Here is a 22492-nt window from a genome sequence, read left to right as displayed (position 1 = left end):
CATGGCTGCTTACGAATACGAGACACACGAATACGACGTCGTGGTGGTGGGCGCCGGTGGCGCGGGGCTGCGCGCGACGCTGGGCATGGCCGAACAGGGCCTGCGCACCGCCTGCGTGACCAAGGTCTTCCCGACCCGGTCGCACACCGTGGCGGCGCAGGGCGGCATCGCCGCCTCGCTGTCGAACATGGGCCCGGACAGCTGGCAATGGCACATGTACGACACCGTGAAGGGGTCGGATTGGCTGGGTGACACGGATGCGATGGAATACCTCGCCCGTGAAGCGCCCAAGGCCGTGTACGAGCTGGAACATTACGGCGTTCCCTTCTCGCGGACCGAAGAGGGCAAGATCTACCAGCGCCCGTTCGGTGGCCACACCACCGAATACGGCGAAGGCCCCCCGGTGCAGCGCACCTGCGCCGCCGCCGACCGGACCGGCCACGCGATCCTGCACACGCTCTATGGTCAGAGCCTGAAGCACAATGCCGAGTTCTACATCGAGTATTTCGCGCTCGATCTGATCATCACCGACGGCAAATGCACCGGCGTCGTGGCGTGGAAGCTCGACGACGGCACGATGCACGTCTTCAACGCCAAGATGGTGGTTCTGGCGACGGGCGGCTACGGCCGGGCCTATTTCTCGGCCACCTCGGCCCATACCTGCACCGGCGACGGCGGCGGGATGGTGGCGCGGGCCGGTCTGCCGCTTCAGGATATGGAGTTCGTGCAGTTCCACCCGACCGGCATCTACGGCTCGGGCTGCCTGATCACCGAAGGCGCGCGCGGCGAAGGCGGCTATCTCACCAACTCCGAGGGTGAGCGGTTCATGGAACGCTATGCCCCGACCTACAAGGATCTGGCCTCGCGCGATGTGGTGTCGCGCTGCATGACGCTGGAGATCCGCGAAGGGCGCGGCGTCGGCGAGCACAAGGACCACATCCACCTGCACCTGAACCACCTGCCGCCCGAAACCCTGCACGAGCGTCTGCCCGGCATTTCGGAATCGGCGCGCATCTTCGCCGGCGTGGACCTGACGAAGGAGCCGATCCCGGTTCTGCCGACGGTGCATTACAACATGGGCGGCATTCCCACCAACTACTGGGGCGAGGTGCTGAACCCGACGTCGGACAACCCCGATGCGACCTTCCCCGGCCTGATGGCCGTGGGCGAAGCGGGCTGCGCTTCGGTGCACGGGGCGAACCGCCTCGGCTCCAACTCGCTGATCGACCTCGTGGTGTTCGGCCGCGCGGCCGCGATCCGGGCCGCCGAAGTCGTCGATCCCAAACTGCGCAACGATCCGGTGAACACCGCCGCAGTGGATGCGATCTTCGCCCGCTTCGACAGCTTCCGCTATGCCGACGGCTCCGTGCCGACGGCCGATCTGCGGCTGGAGATGCAGCGCACCATGCAGTCGGACGCGGCCGTGTTCCGCACCGACAAGACCCTCGCCGAGGGTGTGGAGAAGATGCGCGCCATCGCCGCCAAGATGGGCGACATCAAGGTCACGGATCGCAGCCTCGTGTGGAACTCCGACCTGATGGAAACGCTGGAGCTTGCGAACCTGATGCCGAACGCGCTGGCCACCGTGGTGGGCGCCGAGGCGCGCAAGGAATCCCGTGGCGCCCATGCCCATGAGGATTATCCCGACCGCGACGACGTGAACTGGCGCAAGCACTCGCTGGCATGGGTCGAGGGGCATGAGGTGACGCTGGATTACCGTCCGGTGCATCTGGACCCGCTGACCGCGCAGGACGAAGGCGGGATCGATCTGAAGAAGATCGCGCCCAAGGCCCGGGTGTACTGATGCGCCGCGTCGCCGCCCTGCTTCTGGTCCTTGCCGCCTGCTCTCCGCAGACGGTGACCGACAGCGTTGCGCGCCGTGCCGCGCGGTCGGTGGTGAACCCGGTCGTGGCGCAGTACCTGCCCTCCGGTCAGGCCGAGGCGGCGACGAACTGCGTCATCGACAATGCCAGCGCCGGAGAGATCTCCACCTTGGCGCGGGACGTGGGCACGCGCGCGGGCACCAGCACCGTTCAGACGGTGACGGGCATCCTCGCGCGTCCGGCCACGATGCAGTGCCTCGGCTCGCAAGGGCTTCCGGCCCTTGCTGGCATGGTGGGTTACTGATGCGGCGGGCCGGCCTTCTCGTGCTGACCTTGGCCGCCTGCGGCCCCGTCTCGCGCGAGGATGCCGAGGCCGCCTGCCTGCGCCGGGCCGAACTTGCCCTGCACCCGCGCGGTCAGGTCGAACTCGGCACGGGATCGACCGGCACCCATACGGCGGTGGAGATCAATCTCTCCTCCGACTTCATCATGAGACGCGATCCGGCAGCCGTCTACCAGAGCTGCGTCTTTCAAAAATCGGGCGAGATGCCGTCTCGTCCGCTCTACGAGCGCCCTGACTGGAGGGGATGATCATGGTTCAGTTTACGCTACCGAAAAACTCCAAGATCCGTACCGGTAAGACCTGGCCGAAGCCCGAGGGCGCGACCAATGTCCGCAAGTTCCAGATCTATCGCTGGAGCCCGGATGACGGGGAAAACCCGCGGGTCGACACCTATTTCCTGGACATGGACAAATGCGGTCCGATGGTTCTGGATGCGTTGATCAAGATCAAGAATGAGATCGATCCGACGCTGACCTTCCGCCGCTCCTGCCGCGAAGGCATCTGCGGGTCCTGCGCGATGAACATCGACGGGATCAACACGCTGGCCTGCATCTATGGCCTCGACGAGGTGAAGGGCGATGTGAAGATCTATCCCCTTCCCCACATGTCGGTGGTGAAGGACTTGATCCCGGACCTGACGCTGTTCTATGCGCAGCACGCCTCGATCATGCCGTGGCTGGAAACGAAGACGAACCGGCCGGCGAAGGAATGGCGCCAGTCGATCGACGACCGCAAGAAGCTCGACGGTCTCTATGAATGCGTGATGTGCGCATCCTGCTCGACCGCCTGCCCCAGCTACTGGTGGAACCAAGATCGCTATCTGGGTCCGGCTGCGCTTCTGCACGCGTATCGCTGGATCATCGACAGCCGGGACGAAGCCACGGGTGAGCGGCTGGACGAGCTGGAGGATCCCTTCAAGCTCTATCGTTGCCACACGATCATGAACTGCGCCAAGACCTGCCCCAAAGGGCTGAACCCGGCGAAGGCGATCGCCGAGATCAAGAAGATGATGGTCGAACGCGTCGTCTGACGAAAAAGGCCGCCGGGACATCCCGGCGGCCTTTTACATTGCGGAGCGGCTGGGTCAGACCAGCGTCGCCTCGAGCGTGATCTCGGTGTTCAGCAGCTTGGAGATCGGGCAGTTTTCCTTGGCACCGTTCGCAGCCTCCATGAAGGCCTCTTCGGAGATGCCCGGCACCTTGGCCGTCAGCGACAGCGCCGACTTCTTCACCGCAAAGCCCTCGCCTTCCTTGTCCAGCGTGACGGCCGCGACCGTCTCGAGGCTCTCGGCCTTGTGGCCGGCCTTTTCCAGTTGCAGCGACAGCGCCATCGTGAAGCAGGAGGCGTGCGCGGCGGCGATCAGCTCCTCGGGGTTGGAGCCCTTCACGCCCTCGAAGCGGGTGGCAAAGCCGTAGGGATGATCCTGCAGCGCCCCGCTCTCGGTCGAGATGGAGCCCTTGCCCTCTTTGATGCCGCCCGACCACTGTGCCGAGCCCTTTTTGACGATTGCCATGATCCCCTCCTTCGGATTGCGGGTATGGATCAGGCAGCTAGGACGCGGCCGGGGGCTTTCAACCGAAGAAGCCATCTCCCGCCTGCGCCAGCAGATCCCGCGCCAGATCCTCGCCCATGGCGGGGCCGTCGGCGATGGTGCCGCGGCGTTCGCCCGACAGAACCTCGGACCCGTCAGGGCGCAGAATCTCGCCGCGCAGCCACAGCCCCTCGGCGGTGTGCCGGGCCAGCCCTGCGATCGGCGTCTCGCACGAGCCGTCGAGCGTCGCAAGGAACGCGCGCTCGGCCGCGATCACCTCGGCGGTGGGGGCGTCATGGATGGCCGCCAGCATCGCGGCGATGCGCGCATCGTCCTGCCGCCGCTCGATCCCGATGGCCCCTTGCGCGACGGCGGGCAGCATCTCTTCGGGGGGGATCGCCGCTTGGCCGACCTCGAGCCCCATGCGGTTCAGCCCGGCCATCGCAAGGAAGGTGGCCTGCGCCACGCCCTCGGACAGCTTGCGCATCCGCGTTTGCAGGTTGCCCCGGAACTCCACCACCGACAGATCGGGACGGCGCGCCAGAAGCTGCGCCCGCCGCCGCAGGCTGGAGGTGCCGACGACCGCCCCCTGCGGCAGATCCGCGATCCCGCCAAGGCCGGGCGCGATGAAGGCATCGCGCACATCCTCGCGCGGCAGCCATGTGTCGAGGATCAGCCCCTCGGGCTGAAGGACGGGCATGTCCTTCATGGAATGCACCGCGATGTCGATGGTGCCGGCCAGCAGCGCCTCTTCGATCTCGCGGGTGAAGAGACCCTTGCCCCCCAGCTCGCGCAGCGCGCGGTCCTGCACCCGGTCGCCCGTCGTCTTGATCGGGACGATGGCGAAGCAATCGGGCGCGAGACCGAAGGCGCGGGCCAGCCGGTCGCGGGTTTCATGGGCCTGTGCCAGCGCCAGCGGCGAGCCGCGGGTGCCGATGTTCAGCGGGGCGTCGGGGGTGGGCATCTGGGTCATTCGCCCCATCTATCGCGCAGGGGCCGCGGTGGCAATCTTGACAGCGCCCGTCCCTGCCGCGACACGGGGCACCCGAAGGAGATCCGAGATGACCGACAAGCCGATCCTGCGCGCCCTTCGCGGCGAGGTGCTGCCCACCCCCCCGGTATGGATGATGCGGCAGGCGGGCCGCTATCTGCCGGAATACCGGGCGACGCGGGCCAAGGCCGGGGACTTCCTGTCGCTGTGCTACACGCCCGAACTTGCGGCCGAGGTGACGCTGCAACCGATCCGCCGCTACGGCTTCGATGCCGCGATCCTGTTCGCCGACATTCTGCTGGTGCCGCAGGCACTGGGCCTCGATCTGCGATTCGTGCAGGGCGAGGGGCCGCGCCTGTCCACGGTGACGGATGCGGCGGGGGTTGCGGCGCTGCGCCCGCTGGATGCGATTCACGACACGCTGCACCCCGTCTATGAAACGGTGCGGATCCTTGCCGGGGCCCTGCCGCCGGAGGTGACGCTGATCGGCTTTGCCGGGGCGCCGTGGACGGTCGCGACCTATATGGTCGCCGGGCGCGGCACGCCCGATCAGGGGCCGGCCCATCGGATGAAGGACACCGACCGCGCCGCCTTCGTTGCGCTGATCGACCGGATCACCACGGCGACGATCGAATATCTCGATGCGCAGGTGCAGGCCGGGGCCGAGGTGGTGAAGCTGTTCGACAGCTGGGCCGGATCGCTCAAAGGGGCCGATTTCGACGATTTCGCGCTGGAGCCCGCCCGCCGCATCATCGCCGAACTGAAACGTCGCCACCCCGCCCTGCCCGTCATCGCCTTCCCGCGCGAAGCGAAGGAGCGGTATGTCGGGTTCGCCGGGGCCGTGGGCGCGGATGCGGTGGCGATCGACAATTCGGTCGCCCCCGATTGGGCGGCGGCGCATGTGCAGGTGTCGGGCTGCGTGCAGGGCAACCTTGCCCCGCATCACCTCGTGAACCCCGCCGATCTGGAGGCCGAGACGCGCCGGATCGTGGACGCGTTCTCGGGCGGGCCGCACATCTTCAACCTCGGCCACGGCATCACCCCCGACGCCGATCCGGACAACGTGCACCGGATGCTGGCGGCGATCCGCGGCTGACCCTCAGGGCCAGCGCGCGAGCGGCGGCAGGCTCATCAGCACCGCCGCCGGATCGTGCCCCGATTCGAGGCCGAACTTCGTGCCCCGGTCATAGACGAGGTTGTATTCGGCATAGAGCCCGCGATGGATCAACTGCGTGTCGCGATCCCCTTCGGTGAAAGGGGTGTCGCGCCGCCGGTCGATCAGCGGCAGGAACGCCAAGAGGAAACTGCGCCCCACCTCGCGGGTGAAGGCGAAATCGGCCTCCCAATCGCCGGTGTTCAGATCGTCGTAGAAGATGCCGCCGACCCCCCGCGCCCGTTTGCGATGCGGGATATAGAAATACTCGTCCGCCCATGCCTTGAAGCGGCCATAGTAATCGGCGCCATGCGCATCGCAGGCCGCGCGCAGCGTGTCGTGGAACTGCGCCGTATCCTGATCGTATTCGATGCAGGGGTTGAGGTCGGCCCCACCCCCGAACCACCACGCCCCCGGTGTCCAGAACATGCGCGTGTTCATATGCACCGCCGGGCAATGCGGGTTTTGCATATGCGCCACGAGGCTGACCCCCGAGGCCCAGAATCGCGGATCCGCCTCGATCCCCGGCACCCCGCGCGAGGCCATGGACCGCGCCGCCCCATCCGACAGCGTGCCATGCACGGTGGAGACGTTGACGCCCACCTTCTCGAACAGGCGGCCGCCGCGCATCACGCTCATCAGCCCGCCGCCCCCGCCTTCGGCCCGGCGGGTGGGCGTCACCTCGAACCGGCCGGGGGGCGCGTCGCCGGGGATGCTGTCCTCTGCGGCCTCGAAGGCGGCGGTGATGGTGTCGCGAAGCTGGTGGAACCAGTCGGATGCGCGGGTTTTCAAATCGTCCATGCCGGGATCTCCTTCGTTGCCCCCGTGATAGCAAGGACCGCATCGAAGGGCCATTGGAAGCCGATCGTCGGGGCGCTATGATCCGGGGCGGAGGACCTCATGAAAACCTTTGCCGCCCTGCCGCTCCTTGCTTTGCTTGCCGCCTGCGCAACGCCGCATGACCGCTGCGTCAGCACCGTCACGCGCGATCTGCGCACGGTGGATGCGCTGATCGCCGGGTCCGAGCGCACCTTGGCGCGCGGATATGGGGTGGAGGAGTATCAGGTCTCGCGCCCGGTCTGGCGGCAATGCGGCCGCTATCCCGATCGCATCCGCGACGGGCGCCGCATCGCCGGTGCCCCGCGCATGTGCTGGCGCGACGAGGTGGAGACGCGGACCCGCCCCGTCGCCGTCAACCTGACCGACGAGGCCGAGACGCTCGCCTCGCTGCGCGCCAAGCGGGCGCAACTGGCGGCTGAGGCCAAGGCCGGCATCGCGCAATGCGATGCCTCCTTCCCCGAGACTTAGTGCGCGGGCACGCGCACCGCATCCAGCAGGCTGCGCCCGCCATCGATGCTGACGATCTGCCCCGTCATGAACGAGGCCGCGTCGGAGGCGAGGAATTGCACCGCCTCCACCAATTCGGCGGCATCGGCGATGCGGCCAAGGGGCGTTGCTGCCACGATCGGCTCGCGCAGGTCCGGGCGGTCGGCCAAGGCGCCGCGCAGGCTGTCGCTCAGCACCGAGCCGAAGGCGACGGCGTTCACGCGGATGCCCTTGGGCGCCAGCGTCAACGCCAAGGCGCGCGTCATCTGATCCTGCGCGGCGCAGGCGATGGAATAGCCCGCGATCTCGGGCTGCGCGCGCGTCGCCGCGATGGAGGAGAGGTTGACGATCGCGCCCACGCAGGTCCGCTCCCGCCGCTCGGCAAGGCTGATCATCCGGCGCGCGGTCATCTGCGACAGGCGCAGCGCCGGCAGGAGGTTCTGACCCAGCATCGTTTCGACCTGATCGGCCTCCGGGTCCAGCAGGTCCGAACGCAGCACCTGACGGCTGGCATTGATCAGGATGTCGATACCGTCGAAGGCATCCACCGTGGCCGACAGCAGGTTCTTGATCGTCAGAGTTTCGCGGACATCGCCCGCGAACATGCGGGCGCGGTCGGGGTGCAGTTCGGACACCGCCGCTTCCAGCCGGTGTTCGTCCATGTCGGTGAACATGACATTGGCGCCCGCCTCGATGAAGTGGCGCCCGATCGCCAGCCCGCAGCCCGCCGCAGCGCCGGTCACGATCGCGGTCTTGCCGGAAAGGGAGAATTTCATGCGGCCTCTTGCCGTTTGAGGGGATGCTCGGCGCGGATCACGCGGAAACTGCCGTTGCCGCCGATCTCGGTCGAGGTGCGGAAATGCCGCGCGAGGGTATCGGCATAGGGCAGATGGCGGTTCGCCACCAGCCAAAGGGTCCCATCGGGCGCCAGCATCCGCGCGGCGGCGGCAACGAACGCCATGCCCAGCTGCGGATCGGTCTCGCGCCCGCGGTGGAAGGGCGGGTTGCAGATGACATGGCGGGCCAACGCCTCGGGCCGCCATGTCAGCGCATCGGCCCAATGGAAACGCGCCCTCGGATCGGGCACGTTCACCCGCGCACATTCGAGGGCGTCGGCCTCGGCCTCCACCAGATCGACGCTGCGGGCGCCCCGCTCCAGCGCGCGGCGCGCCAGAAAGCCCCAACCGGCCCCAAGGTCGATCACCCGTCCCGACAGGGCGGGCAGCGCATCGGCCAGCAGCACCGAGGCCGGATCCGGCCCATCGGCGGAAAAGACGCCGGGGCGCGTCTCATACCCGTCCACCTGCCGCGGCGCGGCGCGCCAATCGGACAGATCGGCGCGGAACGTGAAGAGTTTGCCATGCGCCTTGATCACCGGCTCCGACACGGTGCCGCGCCGGCGCAGATCGCGCAGAATCGAATCGATGCCGTCCAGCTTCTGCCCATCCACGATCGACAGCGGCGCGGCCGCAGCCTCGGCCAGAAGGGCATGGGCCTCGGCCTTGGCGCGTGGCAGGCAGACGAGGACGGCCGCCGGATCGGCCGGCGGCGTCACCGTCACATCCCATCCGGCAGCGGCGAACCGGTCGTGATCGGGGCGGAAGCCCTGCACCAGCGTCACCCGGTCCTTGGGCAGGACCGACAGATCGTCCCCCGCCTGCGGACGCAGCACCGCGATGCGCCCCGTCTGCGGCAGCACGAGCGCGCCGCTGTGCAGCGCGAGTTCAAGCCGTGCGGCGCGCATCGGTTATTCTTCCTTTTCCATGGTGCATTGCAGCGGATGCTGATGGCGGCGAGCGAAATCCATCACCTGCGCCACCTTCGTCTCCGCCACCTCATGGCTGAACACCCCCACCACCGCGAGGCCCTTCTTATGGACCGTCAGCATGATCTGGAACGCCTGCGCATGGTTCAGCCCGAAGAACCGTTCGAGCACATGCACCACGAATTCCATCGGGGTATAGTCGTCGTTCAGCAGCAGCACCTTGTAGAGCGGCGGGCGCTGCGTCTTCGGCTTGGTCTTGGTCAGGATCGAGGCGTCGTCACCCGGAGTGTCGGACGTCCCGGACATGGAAAGCACAATCTCTGCCATTGGGGGCCTCGGGGTCTTTCACGGATGGGAACAAGCGCGTTATATAACGTCCCTGCGCAGACTTGAAAGGGGGGAAGCCGTGCTGACAGCCATCGGATTCGATGCGGACGACACGCTCTGGCACAACGAGACGTTCTTCCGTCTGACCGAGGCACGCTTCATCGAGCTCTTGGCCGAACATGCCGATCCCCGCGATCTGGAAACGCGGCTTCTGGATGCCGAACGCCGCAACCTGTCCCATTACGGTTATGGCGTGAAGGGGTTCACCCTGTCGATGATCGAAACGGCAATCGAGGTGACGGAAGGCCGCGTCCCCGCCCCCATCATCGCCGAGATCCTCGCCGCCGGGCGCGAGATGCTGTCCCATCCGGTCGATCTTCTGCCCCATGCCCGCGCCGCCGTGGAGGCGCTGGCCGCCACCCACCGCGTGATCCTGATCACCAAGGGCGATCTCTTGGATCAGGAGCGCAAGCTGGCGGCCTCGGGCTTGGGCGATCTGTTCCACGGGGTGGAGATCGTGTCCGAAAAGACGCCCGAGATCTATGCCCGCATCTTCGCCCGCCATGCCGACGGGCCGGAGCGGGCGATGATGGTCGGTAATTCCATGAAATCGGATGTGCTGCCGATCCTGTCGGCGGGCGGATGGGGGGTGCATATCCCCCATGGCGTGACATGGGCGCTGGAGATGGCCGACGCCCCCGCCGGGCATGACCGTTTCCACGAATTGCCCGACCTGCGCGGCGTTCCGGCGCTGGCATCGGCCCTGTCCTGAGCGAACGCAACGTCATCCCGCCGACGCGCCGCAAAAGGGTTTCGGCAGTCGGCGCGGCGTGTTAGCCTGTTCTCAATGTCCCTTCGTCAGAATGAAAGGGACTCGAGGCAGGAACAAGAAGGGGCAGGCGATGACATCGCTTCCGGGGCAGTTCGTCCGAACAATTCTGCTTGCCGTGCTGCTGGCGATGACATGTGCGGGCGTGGCGCGTGCCGTGCCCTATGCCGCCTATGTCATGGATGCCCGCACCGGCGAGACGCTGTACGAAACCAACTCCGACACGCGGCTTTATCCGGCATCGCTGACGAAGATGCTGACGCTCTATATCACCTTCCAGTCGATCCAGCAGGGCAAGATCACGCTGGATACGATGGTGACGGTGTCCAAGAACGCCGCCTCGCAGCCGCCCTCGCGCCTTGGTCTGCGGGCCGGGCAGAAGATCGCGCTGCGCTATCTGATCCGTGCGGCGGCGGTGAAATCGGCCAACGACGCGGCTTCGGCCATCGGCGATGCGCTGGGCGGGGACGAGGCGACCTTCGCCGACATGATGAACCGCACCGCCAAGGCGCTGGGCATGAAGAACTCCACCTTCAAGAACGCCAACGGGCTGACGCGGGCCGGGCACATGTCCACCGCCCATGACATGTCGATCCTCGGCCGCCACCTGCTCTTCGACTTCCCGCAATATTACAACCTCTTCTCGCGCCGCACGACCGATGCCGGAATGGCGACGGTCGCCAATACGAACCGCCGCTTCCTTGATGCTTATGAGGGCGCGGACGGGATCAAGACGGGCTACACCTCGGCGGCGGGCTTCAACCTCACGGCCTCGGCGCTGCGAGGCAATGTGCGCATCATCGCGACGGTGATGGGCGGAAGCTCCACCGCCGACCGCAACGCCAAGATGACGAAGCTGCTGGATCTCGGATTCTCCAAGGCCAAGGCGAACGCGCCGATCGTCGCGCCCTCGGCCCCCGATTATTCCAGCACGGCCGCCATCGCCAGCGCCGCACCGGACGGATCGCTGGCCGTGACCGCATCGCTGCGCCCGCGGGCGCGTCCGGGCAGCAGCGTCGCCGCCACCGCCACCGCCGTGACCGAGATGCAGGACGACATCGACGGCGCCGTGGCCGCCGCGACGCAGGTCGCCTCCTCCCCCGTCCCCGAGGCGCGCGACGATTCGATCGAGGTCGCCGTGGCATCCGCCGCGCCCGGCCCCGTTCCGTTCGAAATCCTGAAGGAACGCTCCGCCGACCCTGCCCCGCAGGAAGTGGTGACGCGCGTCTCCACCTCGGGCGGGCGGCACTGGGGCGTGAACATCGGGCGCTTCAACTCGCGCGGCTCTGCCGACCGGGCAATGACGCAGGCCGTGCTGACCGAAAGCGAAGCCTTGGGCGACGGGCTGCGCAACATCGTCGAGCGCAGCAGCGGATACGATGCCAACATCATGGGGCTGACCGAAGGCCAAGCGGACCTTGCCTGCCGCAAGCTGGTCGCCCGCTCGATGGAATGCTTCCAGATCGGGCCGTAAGGCGGCCTGCTGCCGGGCTGGCCCAAAAAGGGTGGTCAGCCCGGACATGACGGCTACCTCTCGCGGAGGAGACCACACCACCGCAGGAGAGACGCCATGGACCGTGATGATCCCAACCGCACGCTGACGAACCGCCAGGGCCATCCGATCACCAACAACCAGTCGCAGCGGACGGTGGGGCCACGTGGGCCCGCCACGCTCGAAAACTATCACTTCCTCGAAAAGATCACCCATTTCGACCGCGAGCGCATCCCCGAACGGGTCGTCCATGCGCGCGGCTTCGTCTGCTACGGCGATTTCGAAGCGACCGGCATGATCGGCGACAAGCCCGCCTCTGCCTATACCCGCGCCAAGCTGTTTCAGGAGAAGGGCAAGAAGACCCCGGTCGCCATCCGTTTCTCCACCGTCATCGGCGGGCGCGACAGTTCCGAAGCGGCCCGCGATCCGCGCGGCTTTGCCGTGAAATTCTACACCGAGGATGGCAACTGGGATCTCGTCGGCAACAACCTCGCCGTCTTCTTCATCCGTGACGCGATCAAGTTCCCGGACGTGATCCACTCGCTGAAGCCCGATCCCGTCACCTTCCGGCAGGAACCGAACCGCATCTTCGATTTCATGTCGCAGACGCCCGAATCGATGCACATGCTGACGCATCTGTTCAGCCCGCGCGGCATCCCCGCCTCGTATCGCCATATGGAGGGGTTCGGCGTGAACACCTACAAAATGGTGAATGCCGAAGGGAACACGGTCCTCGTCAAATATCACTGGCACCCGCGTCAGGGCATCGCCTGCCTGACCGCCGAAGAAGCGGAAAAGGTTCAGGGCAAGGATTTCGGGTCGGCCTCCAAGGACCTCTATACCGCGATCGAGCGTGGCGAGTATCCGCAATGGGACTTCTACGTTCAGATCATGGAGGATCACGAGCATCCCGAACTCGATTGGGACCCGCTCGACGATACCAAGATCTGGCCGGAAAAGGATTTCCCGCTGCACCATGTCGGCGTCATGACGCTGAACCGCAACGTGGAGAACTTCTTCGACGAGAACGAGCAGATCGCGATGGGCACGGGCGTGCTGGTCGACGGGCTGGACTTCTCGGACGACAAGATGCTGGTCGGTCGGACCTTCTCCTATTCGGACACGCAGCGGTACCGCGTCGGCACGAATTATCTGCAACTGCCGGTGAACCGGGCCAAGAACGCGAAGGTCGCCACCAATTACGACGGTGGGCAGATGTCCTTCGGGCGCGATCTGGCGCCGGGCGCAAACCCGCATGTGAACTTCGAGCCGTCGATCCATAACGGTCTGGCGGAATCGGACCGCGACGCGCCGAACAACCCGCCGGAGATCCACGGCCGGTTGACCCGTTCCGTGCTGGAGCGGCGCAACGATTATGCGCAGGCGCGCGGGCGGTTCTGCACCATGATGCAGTGGGAGCGGGACGATCTGATCCTGAACATGGGCACCCTTCTGGGCGATTGCGAACGCGACGTGCAGGAGCGGATGGTCTGGCATTTCCTGATGGTCCATGACGACTACGGCACCCGCGTGGGCGAGATGATCGGGATCGCACCCGAGGATGTCGCCAAGATGGAGCCGCTGCCCGGTCAGGTCCTGACCGAGGACGACACCCGCCGCATGGCCAATCTGGGCCATAACGGCGATGTCATCGACCCGGATGTCTGGGGCCAGTGGACCAGTTCCGTGACCAACCGTCAGACCACCGCCGAAGAAGTGCTGGGCGGTCTGCACATGGTGAAGATGGATCAGGCGGCCGAGTGATCGGCCCCGTTCCGGGCGGCGGATCATCCCGCCGCCCACCCCATTCCGGTCCTGTCTTGACGCCCCTCGCGGCGGCGGGCATGAGGCCGGGATGTTCGCTTTATCCCCCGATCTCGTCCTCATGCTCGCCTGCGCCGCCTTTGCGGCGGGCTTCGTCGATGCCATTGCGGGCGGGGGCGGGCTGATCACGGTTCCGGCGTTGATGCTGGCGGGGCTTCCGCCGGCGCAGGCGCTGGCGACGAACAAGATCCAAGGGGCGTTCGGCGCCGCGACGGCGGCCTTTTCCTACGCACGGCGCGGCCTCGTGGACCCGCGGGCGCAGCTCGTCCCGGCGCTGATCGCCTTCGTCGCCGGTGTGGCGGGCGCGGCGCTCGTCGCGCATCTTCCGACCGAGGCGTTGCGCTATGCCCTGCCCGCCGTGCTGATCGGCATCGCGCTGTTCTTTGCGCTCAAACCCGGCCTCGATGACCGTGACCGGGCGCGGCGCATCACGCCGGCGCTCTTTGCGCTGACGGCGGTGCCGCTCGTCGGTTTCTACGACGGGCTGGTCGGCCCCGGCGCGGGGGCGTTCTACATGCTCAGCTTCGTGCTACTGGCTGGGCATGGCATCCTGCGGGCAACGGCGCAGACGAAGCTGCTGAACCTCGCCTCGAACCTTGGCGGGCTGCTGGCCTTTGCGGCCGTGGGGCAACCGGTCTGGCTGCTGGGGCTCATGATGGCGGGATGTCAGGTGGCGGGCGCGGCCACGGGCGCCGCCCTTGCGATGCGGATCGGCGCGCGGGTCATCAAGCCGCTTCTGGTGCTGACCTCCACCGCGCTGGCGCTGCGGCTGATCTGGCAGATGGTCTGAGGCGACCCCCGCACGCCGCGGCGCGCGGGGATGCCCCTCTCATTCCGGCAGCTTGGCGAGGAAGGCCTTCACCAGCTTGGCCGAATTCTCGGAGGCGAGGGACATGAAGATGCCCATCTCGTTCTCCCCCTCGCCGCCCCCGGCCAGATCGGACAGCGAGCGGAAGGCGATGAACGGAACCTCGTTCGCCCAAGCGACCTGCGCCACCGCCGTCGATTCCATATCCACCACCCGCGCATCGAAGGTGGAGAAGATCCATTTGCGGATGTCGGCATTGTCCATGAAGGCCGATCCCGACACGCCGTTGCCGCCGACATGAACCTCGGGCTGGTGATCGAGGCAGGCATCGTCGCCCGAACAGTCGGCCAGTTCGGTATCGGCCGCGACCTCTTCGGCGACCTTCAGCAGGTCCGGGTCGGCGGGAAACCAGAAGCGTGTCTCGGGCTCACCCCGCGCCGAGGCGACGGTCGTTTCCTGCGTGAAGAACATCTCGTGGTTCGGGAAGGGCGAGGACAGGAAGGTCGGCAGCTCGTACCCCTCCCCCGTGTGGCGGGCCATCGCCGTCTCCAGCCACTGGCCCCATTCGGCGGCGACGACGACATCCCCGATATGCAGCGACGGGTCTACCCCGCCCGCAATCCCCGAGAAGACGACCTTGTCGATGTCGAAATGATCCAGCGCCAGCTGCGTCGTCATCGCCGCATTGACCATCGATACGCCCGACAGGAACAGCACGACATCCTTGCCGGACAGCGTGCCCGTGATGAATCGCTGACCGTTGATCGTCTGGCTTTCGGCATTCTGCAGATCGGCCTGAAGGCTGATCCATTCCGGCTCAAAGGCCGACATCACGGCGATGCGCGGCACATCGGCCAGCGCCGGGGCTGCAGACAACAGAAGCATCGCTGCGACAGGGCGGAGGGGAAGCATAGGGGGATTTCCTTGTAGTGACGCCCCCTCATAGAGGGGCCGCACCGGCGATCCCATGACGCTGCACAGCCTTTGGGCCGCAGACCCGCCTTTTGCACAGATAATGTGCGTCAAAACAGTCGCTTAGCCCGCAAAGCAGGCGGCGTGAGAACATGCAAGGATGGGGAAAGGTGAGAGGCTGGACAACGACCCAAACGGGACTCGTTACGGCTGCTTCCTTCCGGACCTGACCGGGTTGGCGAGGCGCTTGCCCGCGCCAACCTCTCGGGGGTCGATATAGGCAAGACGCGCCGCGAAGGCAAGTCACAGATCGAGCCGCAGCCGCAGGAAGCCATCCGTCCCAACGCCGAGGGGGGTGAGGGCCAGATGCGGCACCTCGGCCAGATGATGCAGCGCGGCGGGGGCCGTTTCGAACCGGACCGAGGTGCCGGGCATCGGCAGGAATCGCCAGAACGGGCGCAGCGCGGTCACCGGCGCCTGCGCGGCATGGGCACGGATCACATCCTGCACCCGGCCGACATCGCGCAGAAAGGGCGCGCGCGGCGCAAAGCCGCCCGTACCGTTCGCGCGGTAATTGCTGGTGGCGACGATGACGCATTGATCGGGCGACAGGGGGCGGCCCTTCAGCCGCAGATCCGCGATGCGCCCGGCCCCGATCTGCCGCCCCGCCGCATCGAACATCGGCGGGCGGGCAAGGTCGATCGCGAAATCCACGCCGTGGATGATGTCGAAGTGATAGGCGGCGAAATCGGGATCCAGCAGATCCTGATCCTGCACCCCCGGCGTGATCTGCCGAAAGATGGAGGTCGCACGCTCCAGCCACGTGGCGACCTCGGCCCCCGTCATGCGCAGCACATCCAGCGTGTTGGGATAGCTGTAGATGTCGGCGATGTGCCGATTGCTGAGCGGGCCTGCCGGAACGTCGGTGTAAAAGCCGCAGCCCCCCCGGCCCCCCGCCTTGAAGGGAAGGCCGGTGGCCAGCACCACATCCTCGTCGGGCAGAAGCGCGCGGACATGGGCGGCGGCGGCATCGGCGATCAGCGCCACCGCCGGCGATGGGGCGATCAGCGCAAAGAAGGTGTTGAGCGGCACCTCGGACACGCCGACGGGGCGGGCGACCAGATCCAGCACCGCCTCATGCGCGGGGGCGACGACGCGCTCCAGCTCCGGGTCCGGCATTTCGGCAGACATGTCGATTGCCCGCGCCTCGGCCCGCTGAACCGCCTTGGTCGCCGGATCGAGCCACAGGTCCACCACCCCCAGATGCGAGCCGCGCGCCCCCACCGCCACCGCCGGACAACCGCCGAGCCGTTCATGGGGCGCAGCGGGAAAGACGACATGGGTGTGGCCGGTGACGATCGCGTCGATCCTCTCCACCTCTGCCAGCGCGAGGGCGGCATTCTCCGCCTCGGGCGCGGGGCTGCCATCGCCAAAGCCGGTATGGGCCAGCACCACCACCAGATCGCACATGGCCCGCAATGCGGGGATCTGGGCGCGGGCGGCGGCGACGATCCCCTCCACCTCCAGCCGGCCATCGAGATGCGCCCGGTCCCAGACCGTCACCTGCGGCGGCAGGAACCCGATCACCCCGATGCGCAGCGCATGGTCCCGGCCATCCGGGCCGCGCACCACCCGGTCCAGCACGACATGGCGCGGGGCGATCGCGCCTTCGGGCACGGTGATATTGGCCGCGACGACCGGAAACGCCGCCCCCGCCAGGACCTGCCGCAGAAAGGGCAGGCCGTAGTTGAACTCGTGATTGCCCAGCGTCGCCGCGTCATAGCGCATGTGGTTCATCGCAAGGATCACCGGATGCCCCTGCCCCCCGGCATCGGCGGCATGATCGGCCAGCGCGCTGCCCTGCAGCGTGTCGCCATTGTCCAGCAGCAGCGTCAGCCCGGCCTCGCCCCGCAGGCGCGCCACCGCCGTCGCCACGCGCGACAGCCCATAGGGGGCCTCGCGCCCCGTATGGTAATCCCAGGCCGAGAGATGACCGTGCATGTCGCTGGTGGCCAGCAGACGCACATGAAGCGCCCCGGTCATTCGGTTTCAGCCCTGATCACGCGTTCCGGTCTCCGTCATACCCGCCCTTGGCAAGACTGTCTTAGCCGACACGGGAAATCCAGTGCCGGCCTGCATTTTTCAGGCTTTTGCCGCGGCGTCACGAGGTCTATTGCTGGTAGGGAACAAGGAGAGACGCGCGTGCACAGCATTGCTTTCGCCAGTTCGGGCCATGACCGTGCGGCGCATCTGCGGGATGGCGGGCAGGATCGCCCCGCCCGCATCCTGCCGGTCTGGCAGGGACGCTTCCCCGCCGGCCCCGAGGGGCTGATCTGGCGGCCCGCCGACGATCCCGCCCTGCAGGGGCGCGACATGATCTATCTCGGCCGCGACGCGCGGAACGATTTCTTCGCCTGCGAAATGGAGCAGCCCGAAGAAGCGCTGAGCGAGCTGCGCGCCCTGATGACGACCCTGTCCCCGCCCGAGGGGGAGATGGCGGCGACGGCGCGCGCGCTCTTCAACTGGCACCGGAGCCATGGGTTCTGCGCGGCCTGCGGCGCCCCATCGCGGATGGCGCAGGGCGGTTGGCTGCGGATCTGCGATGCCTGCGGGGCGCGGCATTTCCCGCGCACCGATCCGGTGGTCATCATGCTGGTGCGCCGGGGGGACCGGATGCTTCTGGGCCGCGCCGCGCAATGGCCCGCCGGAATGCATTCCTGCCTTGCCGGGTTCGTGGAGCCGGGGGAAACGCCCGAAGCCGCCGTCCGCCGCGAGGTGCAGGAAGAGGCCGGCATCCGCACCGGCGCGGTCCGCTATATCCTCAGCCAGCCATGGCCGTTCCCGTCGTCGCTGATGATGGGCTTTGTCGCCGAGGCGGAGGAGGAGGCCCTGACCATCGACCCCGTCGAACTCGAATCTGCGCTTTGGGCCGATCGGCAGGAGGTGGTGCGGGCGCTGGCCGGCACCCATCCCGACATCTCGCTCCCCCGCGAGGGGACGATCGCCCGCCATCTGATCCTGCGTTGGCTCGCCGACGATCTCGACCCACCCTCTGGCACGGAGACCGCATGAAAATCATCAGCAAGGCCGAGATCGAGGCCCCTGCCCCCTTCGTGTTCGAACGGATGACCGATTTCGACATGTGGGAGCGGAAGATCCGCAACCGCGACGTGGTGCTGCAGCGCCAGCCCGGCCCCGTCCAGACCGGCACCACGTGGCAGACGCGTATCCCGATTCGCGGACGCAAGCGCGACATGGCCGTGACCCTGACCGAGATGACCCCGGACACGGTGCTGCGTTTTCGCGCGCTGGATGCAGCGCTGCAGATCGACTCGGATTTCGAACTCACCTCCCTGTCGGAAAACCGCACGCTTCTGACCTCGCGGATCGAGATCAAGCCTCTGAACATCGCCGCGCGCCTTCTGGTGCAGTCGCTGCGCCTTGCGCGCGGCAAGGTGGAACAGCGCATCCAGCAGCGCACGCGCGAATTCGCCCGCCAGACGGGACAGGACTGGCGCAAACTGCGCGACGGAAAATGAAAAAAGGTGCTTGACCTTCCCCGCCCCTGCCAATATCTGTCCGCCCCGATGGCGGAGTAGCTCAGCTGGTTAGAGCGGAGGAATCATAATCCTTAGGTCGGGGGTTCAAATCCCTCCTCCGCTACCATCGCCCCGAACGGGGCATTGGTAGCACCATCACGCATCATGTCTTTGCATGACGGCCGCGGCCGGTGCGTCCTTCGGGACCACCGGCCGCGGCCGTTTTGCGTGGTCGTGCGGAATCTATTCCCGACTAAAAGTATTGGTATTTACAAGCCAGACAATTTCACTAAGGTTTAAGGACCGGCGCAGGGTGCCGGGCCAACCGAGGTGTCCGATGACCGCGATCCCGCATGCGAATCCCGAAGGCGATCTGGCCCAGATGCTGCGCCGGATTCTGGGTGATCTGGTCCCGACCCGCGGCCTTTTCCTTCTCATCGACCGACTGGAGCGCCCATCATGAACGCGATGACCGATCTTTCGAACCTGATCGACACCACCATGCCCGTGCATGACGCCGTCCGGCTGACGGATGGCGGCAATCAGGCGCGGATCGTGCTGAACGGACAGATCTACAGCCTGCGGATCACCCGGGCCGGCAAGCTGATCCTGACGAAGTAAGGCCCGGCGCGGCCATCACGGCGTCCAGCGCCGAAAGCAGCCGCGCGCAGTCCTCTGCCGTCCCGATGGAGATGCGCAGACGGTCCTTGATCCGCGGCGCGGGGAAATGGCGCACCAGCACCCCCTCGGCGCGCAGACCGGATGCCAGATGCGCGCCCGTCCATGTCGGATTGGCCGCGAACAGGAAGTTCGCCTGCGAGGGGGGCACGTCGAAGCCCCGCTGCCGCAGCGCCGCCGCAAGCTGGTCGCGATCCGCGATGACGCGGCGGCGCGTCTCCTCGAACCAGTCCCGATCCTCCCACGCGGCAAGGGCCCCGGCCTGCGCCGGGATTCCCAGCGGGTAGGAATTGAAGCTGTCCTTCACCCGCCGCAGCCCGTCCATCAGATGCGGCTGGCCCACCGCGAACCCGACCCGCAGCCCCGCAAGGCTGCGCGATTTGGAAAAGGTCTGCACCACTAGCAGATTGTCATGCTCGGCCACGAGGGTTGCGGCGCTGTCGGCGCCGAAATCGACATAGGCCTCGTCCACGATCACGACGCGGTCCGGATGGGCGCGCAAGATGCCCCGGACCCGATCCAGCGGCAGCGCAAGGCCCGTGGGCGCGTTCGGATTGGCGATGACCAGCCCAGCAGAGGGCCCGTCCAGCGCCGCCGGATCCAGCGTCAGATCCGCCCGCAGCGGCACGCGCCGCACCGGCAGCCCATAGAGCCGGCAATAGCTGTCGTAGAAGGCATAGGTGATGTCGGGAAAGACCACCGGCCCGCCATGGCGGAAGAAGGCGTTGAAGGCATGGCCCAGCACCTCGTCCGAGCCGTTGCCGACGAAGACGTGATCCGCCCCCAGCCCCAGCGTCCGCCCGACGGCACCGCGCAGGGCCGCCGCCTCGGGGTCGGGATAGAGGCGCAGCCCATCCGCGCAGGCCCGGATCGCCGCGATGGCCCGCGGGGACGGGCCATAGGGGTTCTCGTTGGTGTTCAGCTTCACCATGGGGCGGCGAGGCTGTTCGCCCGGAACATAGGGCGACAGATCGTGCAGGAACGGGCTCCAGAAACGGCTCATGCCTTCGCTTCGATCGCCTCCCAGATCAGGCGGGCGCCGTTAGTGCCGTCGAAGCGTTCGAGTTCCTGAAGGCCGGTGGGCGAGGTCACGTTGATCTCCGTCAGCCAATCGCCGATCACGTCGATGCCGACGAAGACCTGCCCCTTTTCGCGCAGGATCGGGCCGATGGCGCGGCAGATCTCGCGGTCGCGCTCGGTCAGTTCCACCTTCTCGGCGCGGCCGCCGACATGCATGTTCGACCGCGTCTCGCCTTCCTGCGGCACGCGGTTGATCGCGCCGATCGGCTCCCCGTCCACGAGGATCACGCGCTTGTCGCCCTTGGACACGGCGGGCAGGAATTTCTGCACGATCAACGGCTCGCGCGACATGGAGGTGAACAACTCGTGCAGCGAGGACAAGTTGCGGTCGTTCGGGTCCAGACGGAACACCCCCGCCCCGCCATTGCCGTAGAGCGGTTTGAGGATGATGTCGCCATGCTTGGCCTTGAAGGCGCGGATCGTCGCCAGATCGCGGGCGATCATCGTCGGCGGCGTCAGTTTGGGGAAGGTCAGCACCAGCAGCTTCTCGGGGAAGTTGCGCACCCAGAACGGGTTGTTCACGACCTGAACGCGGTCCGGCAGCATGTCCAGCAGATGCGTGGAGGTGATGTAGCCCATGTCGAAGGGCGGGTCCTGACGCAGCCAGACGACATCCATCGTCGCAAGGTCCACGACCTCGGTCGGGCCGAAGGTGACGTGGTTGCCCTTTTCGCGGCGCAGGGTCATCCATTGGCCGCGCGCGGTGATGCGCCCCTCGTCGAAGGCGAGGTGTTCGGGGTGGTAATGGAACAGCGTGTGCCCCCGCTCCTGCGCCTCCAGCGCGATGCGGAAGGTGCTGTCACCGTCGATGTTGACCGACCCCATCGGGTCCATCTGGAACGCGACCTTCATGCGGCTCTCCTTCTTTTGGGGCTATCAGTGGCGCAGTCAGAGGATATTGGCAATGATCTCCACCCGCCCCGCCTCCACCAGCACGACATCGAAGCGGCAGACCGTGCGCTGGCCCAGCGGTTCGTCGCCCAGCCATGCCGCAGCCGAGGCGCGGATGCGGGCGATCTGGCGGGCATCCGGCGCGCGGGCGGCGCGGCGACCGGCCTTCACCTCGACGAAGATCACGGCCGCGCCCTCGCGCAGGATGAGGTCGATCTCCCCTCCCGGACCGCGCCAGCGCCGCGCCGCCACCGGCAGGGCGTAATGGCGGATCACCGCGTCCTCGGCGGCAAGGCCGGACAGGTGGTTGACCGCGCTCATGTCAGGCGCAGGGCCATCTGATACACGTCGCGCTTCGGCAGATTGAGGCGGGCGGCCACATCGGCGGCGGCATCCTTGACGCTGGCGCTTTGCAGGGCCGTGCGCAGGGCGGCTTCGACATCGGCCTCGGTCGCGGCCTGCGGGGCGGCCCGGTCGATCAGGACCACGATCTCCCCCTTCACCGTTTGGTCGGCATAGGCGGCGGCCAGTTCGGGCAGCGGGCCGCGCACCGTTTCCTCGAAACGTTTGGTCAGCTCGCGGCAGATGACGGCGGCGCGCGGGCCCATCACCTCGGCCATGTCGCGCAGCGAGGCCGCCAGCCGCTTGGGCGATTCGTAGAAGATCAGCGTCGCCTGCACTCCCGCCACCTCGCGCAGCGCCTTTTGGCGCGCGGCGGTGGTGCTGGGCAGAAAGCCCGCGAACAGGAACCGATCCGACGGCAGCCCCGACACCGTCAGCGCCGCCAGCACCGCCGAGGGGCCGGGCGCCGTCAGCACCGGCAGCCCCGCCGCAATCGCCGCGCGCCCCAGTTCGAACCCCGGATCGGATACGAGCGGCGTGCCCGCTTCGGAGGCATAGGCGACGGTCCGCCCCTCCTCCAGCGCGCGGATCAGGCGCGGTCCGGCCGCGTCGCCATTATGGTCGTGATAGGCCACCAGCGGGCGACCGTTCAGCGCGATCCCGTGGATTTCCATCAAGTGACGCAGGGTGCGCGTGTCCTCGGCGGCAAGGACATCGGCGTCGCGCAGGATGTCCAGCGCCCGCAGCGTGATGTCCCGCGCGGCCCCGATGGGCGTGGCCACGAAATGCAGGCCCGGTGCCAGCGCCATGATGATATCCTTCCAATGATTTGCCTTCT

26 protein-coding genes, 1 tRNA gene and 1 other RNA gene are annotated in these 22492 nt (G+C 67.1%); 15 read left to right on the top strand and 13 right to left on the bottom strand.

Going from position 1 to position 22492, the window contains the following annotated elements; all coding sequences use genetic code 11:
* The first annotated feature begins 1 nt into the window (after window position 1).
* The 4 genes from sdhA to GR316_RS00330 are packed head-to-tail and all read left to right on the top strand — an operon-like array spanning window position 2 to window position 3196.
* Window positions 2-1804: a succinate dehydrogenase flavoprotein subunit gene (gene sdhA, locus GR316_RS00345; protein ID WP_211784101.1), complete on the top strand. Its 1803-nt coding sequence runs from the start codon at window positions 2-4 to the stop codon at window positions 1802-1804.
* On the top strand, window positions 1804-2127 hold the full coding sequence (locus tag GR316_RS00340; RefSeq protein WP_211784100.1) for a hypothetical protein: 324 nt from the start codon (window positions 1804-1806) through the stop codon (window positions 2125-2127). The genes sdhA and GR316_RS00340 overlap by 1 nt, the downstream gene beginning before the upstream one ends.
* Window positions 2127-2414 carry a hypothetical protein gene (locus tag GR316_RS00335; protein WP_211784099.1) on the top strand — a complete coding sequence of 96 codons (288 nt, stop codon included), beginning with the start codon at window positions 2127-2129 and terminating at the stop codon, window positions 2412-2414. Before GR316_RS00340 ends, GR316_RS00335 begins: the two co-directional genes overlap by 1 nt.
* Window positions 2415-2416: 2 nt before the next feature.
* A complete protein-coding gene (locus tag GR316_RS00330) occupies window positions 2417-3196 on the top strand; it encodes a succinate dehydrogenase iron-sulfur subunit (protein ID WP_211784098.1) in 780 nt (259 codons plus the stop codon).
* A 54-nt stretch (window positions 3197-3250) separates the two neighbouring features.
* On the opposite strand, the gene GR316_RS00325 is transcribed toward GR316_RS00330, so the two are convergent.
* Window positions 3251-3679, bottom strand: coding sequence for an OsmC family protein (locus GR316_RS00325; protein ID WP_211784097.1), 429 nt, complete (start codon window positions 3677-3679; stop codon window positions 3251-3253).
* A gap of 58 nt (window positions 3680-3737) precedes the next feature.
* Window positions 3738-4670, bottom strand: a complete 933-nt coding sequence (gene hemC, locus GR316_RS00320) for a hydroxymethylbilane synthase (protein WP_211784096.1) — start codon at window positions 4668-4670, stop codon at window positions 3738-3740.
* An 88-nt stretch (window positions 4671-4758) separates the two neighbouring features.
* Between hemC and hemE the strand changes: the two genes are divergently transcribed.
* Window positions 4759-5784, top strand: coding sequence for a uroporphyrinogen decarboxylase (hemE, locus tag GR316_RS00315; RefSeq protein ID WP_211784095.1), 1026 nt, complete (start codon window positions 4759-4761; stop codon window positions 5782-5784).
* A gap of 3 nt (window positions 5785-5787) precedes the next feature.
* On the opposite strand, the gene hemF is transcribed toward hemE, so the two are convergent.
* Window positions 5788-6642 (bottom strand): oxygen-dependent coproporphyrinogen oxidase, encoded by an 855-nt coding sequence (gene hemF / locus GR316_RS00310; protein WP_211784094.1) that lies wholly within the window; start codon window positions 6640-6642, stop codon window positions 5788-5790.
* 99 nt (window positions 6643-6741) lie between these two features.
* Between hemF and GR316_RS00305 the strand changes: the two genes are divergently transcribed.
* Window positions 6742-7149, top strand: coding sequence for a hypothetical protein (locus GR316_RS00305; protein ID WP_211784093.1), 408 nt, complete (start codon window positions 6742-6744; stop codon window positions 7147-7149).
* On the opposite strand, the gene GR316_RS00300 is transcribed toward GR316_RS00305, so the two are convergent.
* From GR316_RS00300 to clpS, 3 genes are read right to left on the bottom strand one after another with little or no spacing between them, the layout of a single operon-like run.
* Complete coding sequence (locus GR316_RS00300; protein WP_211784092.1) at window positions 7146-7943, bottom strand: SDR family NAD(P)-dependent oxidoreductase; 798 nt, start codon at window positions 7941-7943, stop codon at window positions 7146-7148. The genes GR316_RS00305 and GR316_RS00300 overlap by 4 nt on opposite strands.
* The gene (locus tag GR316_RS00295) at window positions 7940-8911 is read right to left on the bottom strand and encodes a class I SAM-dependent methyltransferase (protein WP_211784091.1); all 972 of its coding nucleotides are present in this window, start codon (window positions 8909-8911) and stop codon (window positions 7940-7942) included. The genes GR316_RS00300 and GR316_RS00295 overlap by 4 nt, the downstream gene beginning before the upstream one ends.
* A gap of 3 nt (window positions 8912-8914) precedes the next feature.
* Entirely contained in the window at window positions 8915-9238 is a 324-nt protein-coding gene (clpS, locus tag GR316_RS00290) for an ATP-dependent Clp protease adapter ClpS (RefSeq protein WP_211784090.1), read from the bottom strand.
* Window positions 9239-9338: 100 nt separating this feature from the next.
* Here clpS and GR316_RS00285 point away from each other — a divergent pair, with 100 nt between their 5' ends.
* The 4 genes from GR316_RS00285 (at window position 9339) to GR316_RS00270 (ending at window position 14194) form a co-directional block, all read left to right on the top strand.
* Window positions 9339-10031 carry an HAD family hydrolase gene (locus GR316_RS00285; RefSeq protein ID WP_249218777.1) on the top strand — a complete coding sequence of 231 codons (693 nt, stop codon included), beginning with the start codon at window positions 9339-9341 and terminating at the stop codon, window positions 10029-10031.
* 130 nt (window positions 10032-10161) lie between these two features.
* Complete coding sequence (locus GR316_RS00280; protein WP_211784088.1) at window positions 10162-11562, top strand: D-alanyl-D-alanine carboxypeptidase family protein; 1401 nt, start codon at window positions 10162-10164, stop codon at window positions 11560-11562.
* Between the two features lie 96 nt (window positions 11563-11658).
* Window positions 11659-13344, top strand: coding sequence for a catalase (locus GR316_RS00275; RefSeq protein ID WP_211784087.1), 1686 nt, complete (start codon window positions 11659-11661; stop codon window positions 13342-13344).
* 91 nt (window positions 13345-13435) lie between these two features.
* Complete coding sequence (locus tag GR316_RS00270; RefSeq protein WP_211784086.1) at window positions 13436-14194, top strand: TSUP family transporter; 759 nt, start codon at window positions 13436-13438, stop codon at window positions 14192-14194.
* A gap of 39 nt (window positions 14195-14233) precedes the next feature.
* On the opposite strand, the gene GR316_RS00265 is transcribed toward GR316_RS00270, so the two are convergent.
* The 3 genes from GR316_RS00265 to GR316_RS00255 all read right to left on the bottom strand — a co-directional run bounded on the left by GR316_RS00265 (window position 14234) and on the right by GR316_RS00255 (window position 17167).
* Complete coding sequence (locus tag GR316_RS00265; protein WP_211784085.1) at window positions 14234-15124, bottom strand: 5'-methylthioadenosine/S-adenosylhomocysteine nucleosidase; 891 nt, start codon at window positions 15122-15124, stop codon at window positions 14234-14236.
* A gap of 169 nt (window positions 15125-15293) precedes the next feature.
* An RNA gene (ffs, locus tag GR316_RS00260) (signal recognition particle sRNA small type) lies at window positions 15294-15390 on the bottom strand.
* A 37-nt stretch (window positions 15391-15427) separates the two neighbouring features.
* Entirely contained in the window at window positions 15428-17167 is a 1740-nt protein-coding gene (locus GR316_RS00255) for a 5'-nucleotidase C-terminal domain-containing protein (RefSeq protein ID WP_211784084.1), read from the bottom strand.
* Between the two features lie 159 nt (window positions 17168-17326).
* Between GR316_RS00255 and nudC the strand changes: the two genes are divergently transcribed.
* From nudC to hemP, 5 genes are all read left to right on the top strand, one after another.
* Entirely contained in the window at window positions 17327-18196 is an 870-nt protein-coding gene (gene nudC, locus GR316_RS00250; protein WP_249218776.1) for an NAD(+) diphosphatase, read from the top strand.
* Window positions 18193-18663: an SRPBCC family protein gene (locus GR316_RS00245; RefSeq protein WP_211784082.1), complete on the top strand. Its 471-nt coding sequence runs from the start codon at window positions 18193-18195 to the stop codon at window positions 18661-18663. The genes nudC and GR316_RS00245 overlap by 4 nt, the downstream gene beginning before the upstream one ends.
* 50 nt (window positions 18664-18713) lie before the next feature.
* Window positions 18714-18790 (top strand) — tRNA-Met (locus GR316_RS00240).
* Between the two features lie 210 nt (window positions 18791-19000).
* Window positions 19001-19126: a hypothetical protein gene (locus GR316_RS13870; protein ID WP_256442671.1), complete on the top strand. Its 126-nt coding sequence runs from the start codon at window positions 19001-19003 to the stop codon at window positions 19124-19126.
* Window positions 19127-19164: 38 nt separating this feature from the next.
* Window positions 19165-19284, top strand: a complete 120-nt coding sequence (hemP, locus tag GR316_RS00235) for a hemin uptake protein HemP (RefSeq protein WP_249218854.1) — start codon at window positions 19165-19167, stop codon at window positions 19282-19284.
* On the opposite strand, the gene GR316_RS00230 is transcribed toward hemP, so the two are convergent.
* The 4 genes from GR316_RS00230 to rsmI are packed head-to-tail and all read right to left on the bottom strand — an operon-like array spanning window position 19250 to window position 22463.
* Window positions 19250-20344: a pyridoxal phosphate-dependent aminotransferase gene (locus GR316_RS00230; RefSeq protein ID WP_211784080.1), complete on the bottom strand. Its 1095-nt coding sequence runs from the start codon at window positions 20342-20344 to the stop codon at window positions 19250-19252. The two genes, hemP and GR316_RS00230, sit on opposite strands and share 35 nt — an antisense overlap.
* Window positions 20341-21273, bottom strand: coding sequence for a glutathione synthase (gene gshB / locus GR316_RS00225; RefSeq protein ID WP_211784079.1), 933 nt, complete (start codon window positions 21271-21273; stop codon window positions 20341-20343). The genes GR316_RS00230 and gshB overlap by 4 nt, the downstream gene beginning before the upstream one ends.
* Before the next feature lie 36 nt (window positions 21274-21309).
* The gene (locus tag GR316_RS00220; RefSeq protein ID WP_211784078.1) at window positions 21310-21633 is read right to left on the bottom strand and encodes a YraN family protein; all 324 of its coding nucleotides are present in this window, start codon (window positions 21631-21633) and stop codon (window positions 21310-21312) included.
* The gene (rsmI, locus tag GR316_RS00215; RefSeq protein ID WP_211784077.1) at window positions 21630-22463 is read right to left on the bottom strand and encodes a 16S rRNA (cytidine(1402)-2'-O)-methyltransferase; all 834 of its coding nucleotides are present in this window, start codon (window positions 22461-22463) and stop codon (window positions 21630-21632) included. The genes GR316_RS00220 and rsmI overlap by 4 nt, the downstream gene beginning before the upstream one ends.
* Window positions 22464-22492 lie beyond the last annotated feature (29 nt).

Origin of the sequence: Falsirhodobacter algicola (assembly GCF_018279165.1) — a bacterium.
Classification (GTDB): Bacteria; Pseudomonadota; Alphaproteobacteria; order Rhodobacterales; family Rhodobacteraceae; genus Falsirhodobacter; species Falsirhodobacter algicola.
This window is presented reverse-complemented; position numbering and strand designations above follow the sequence as displayed.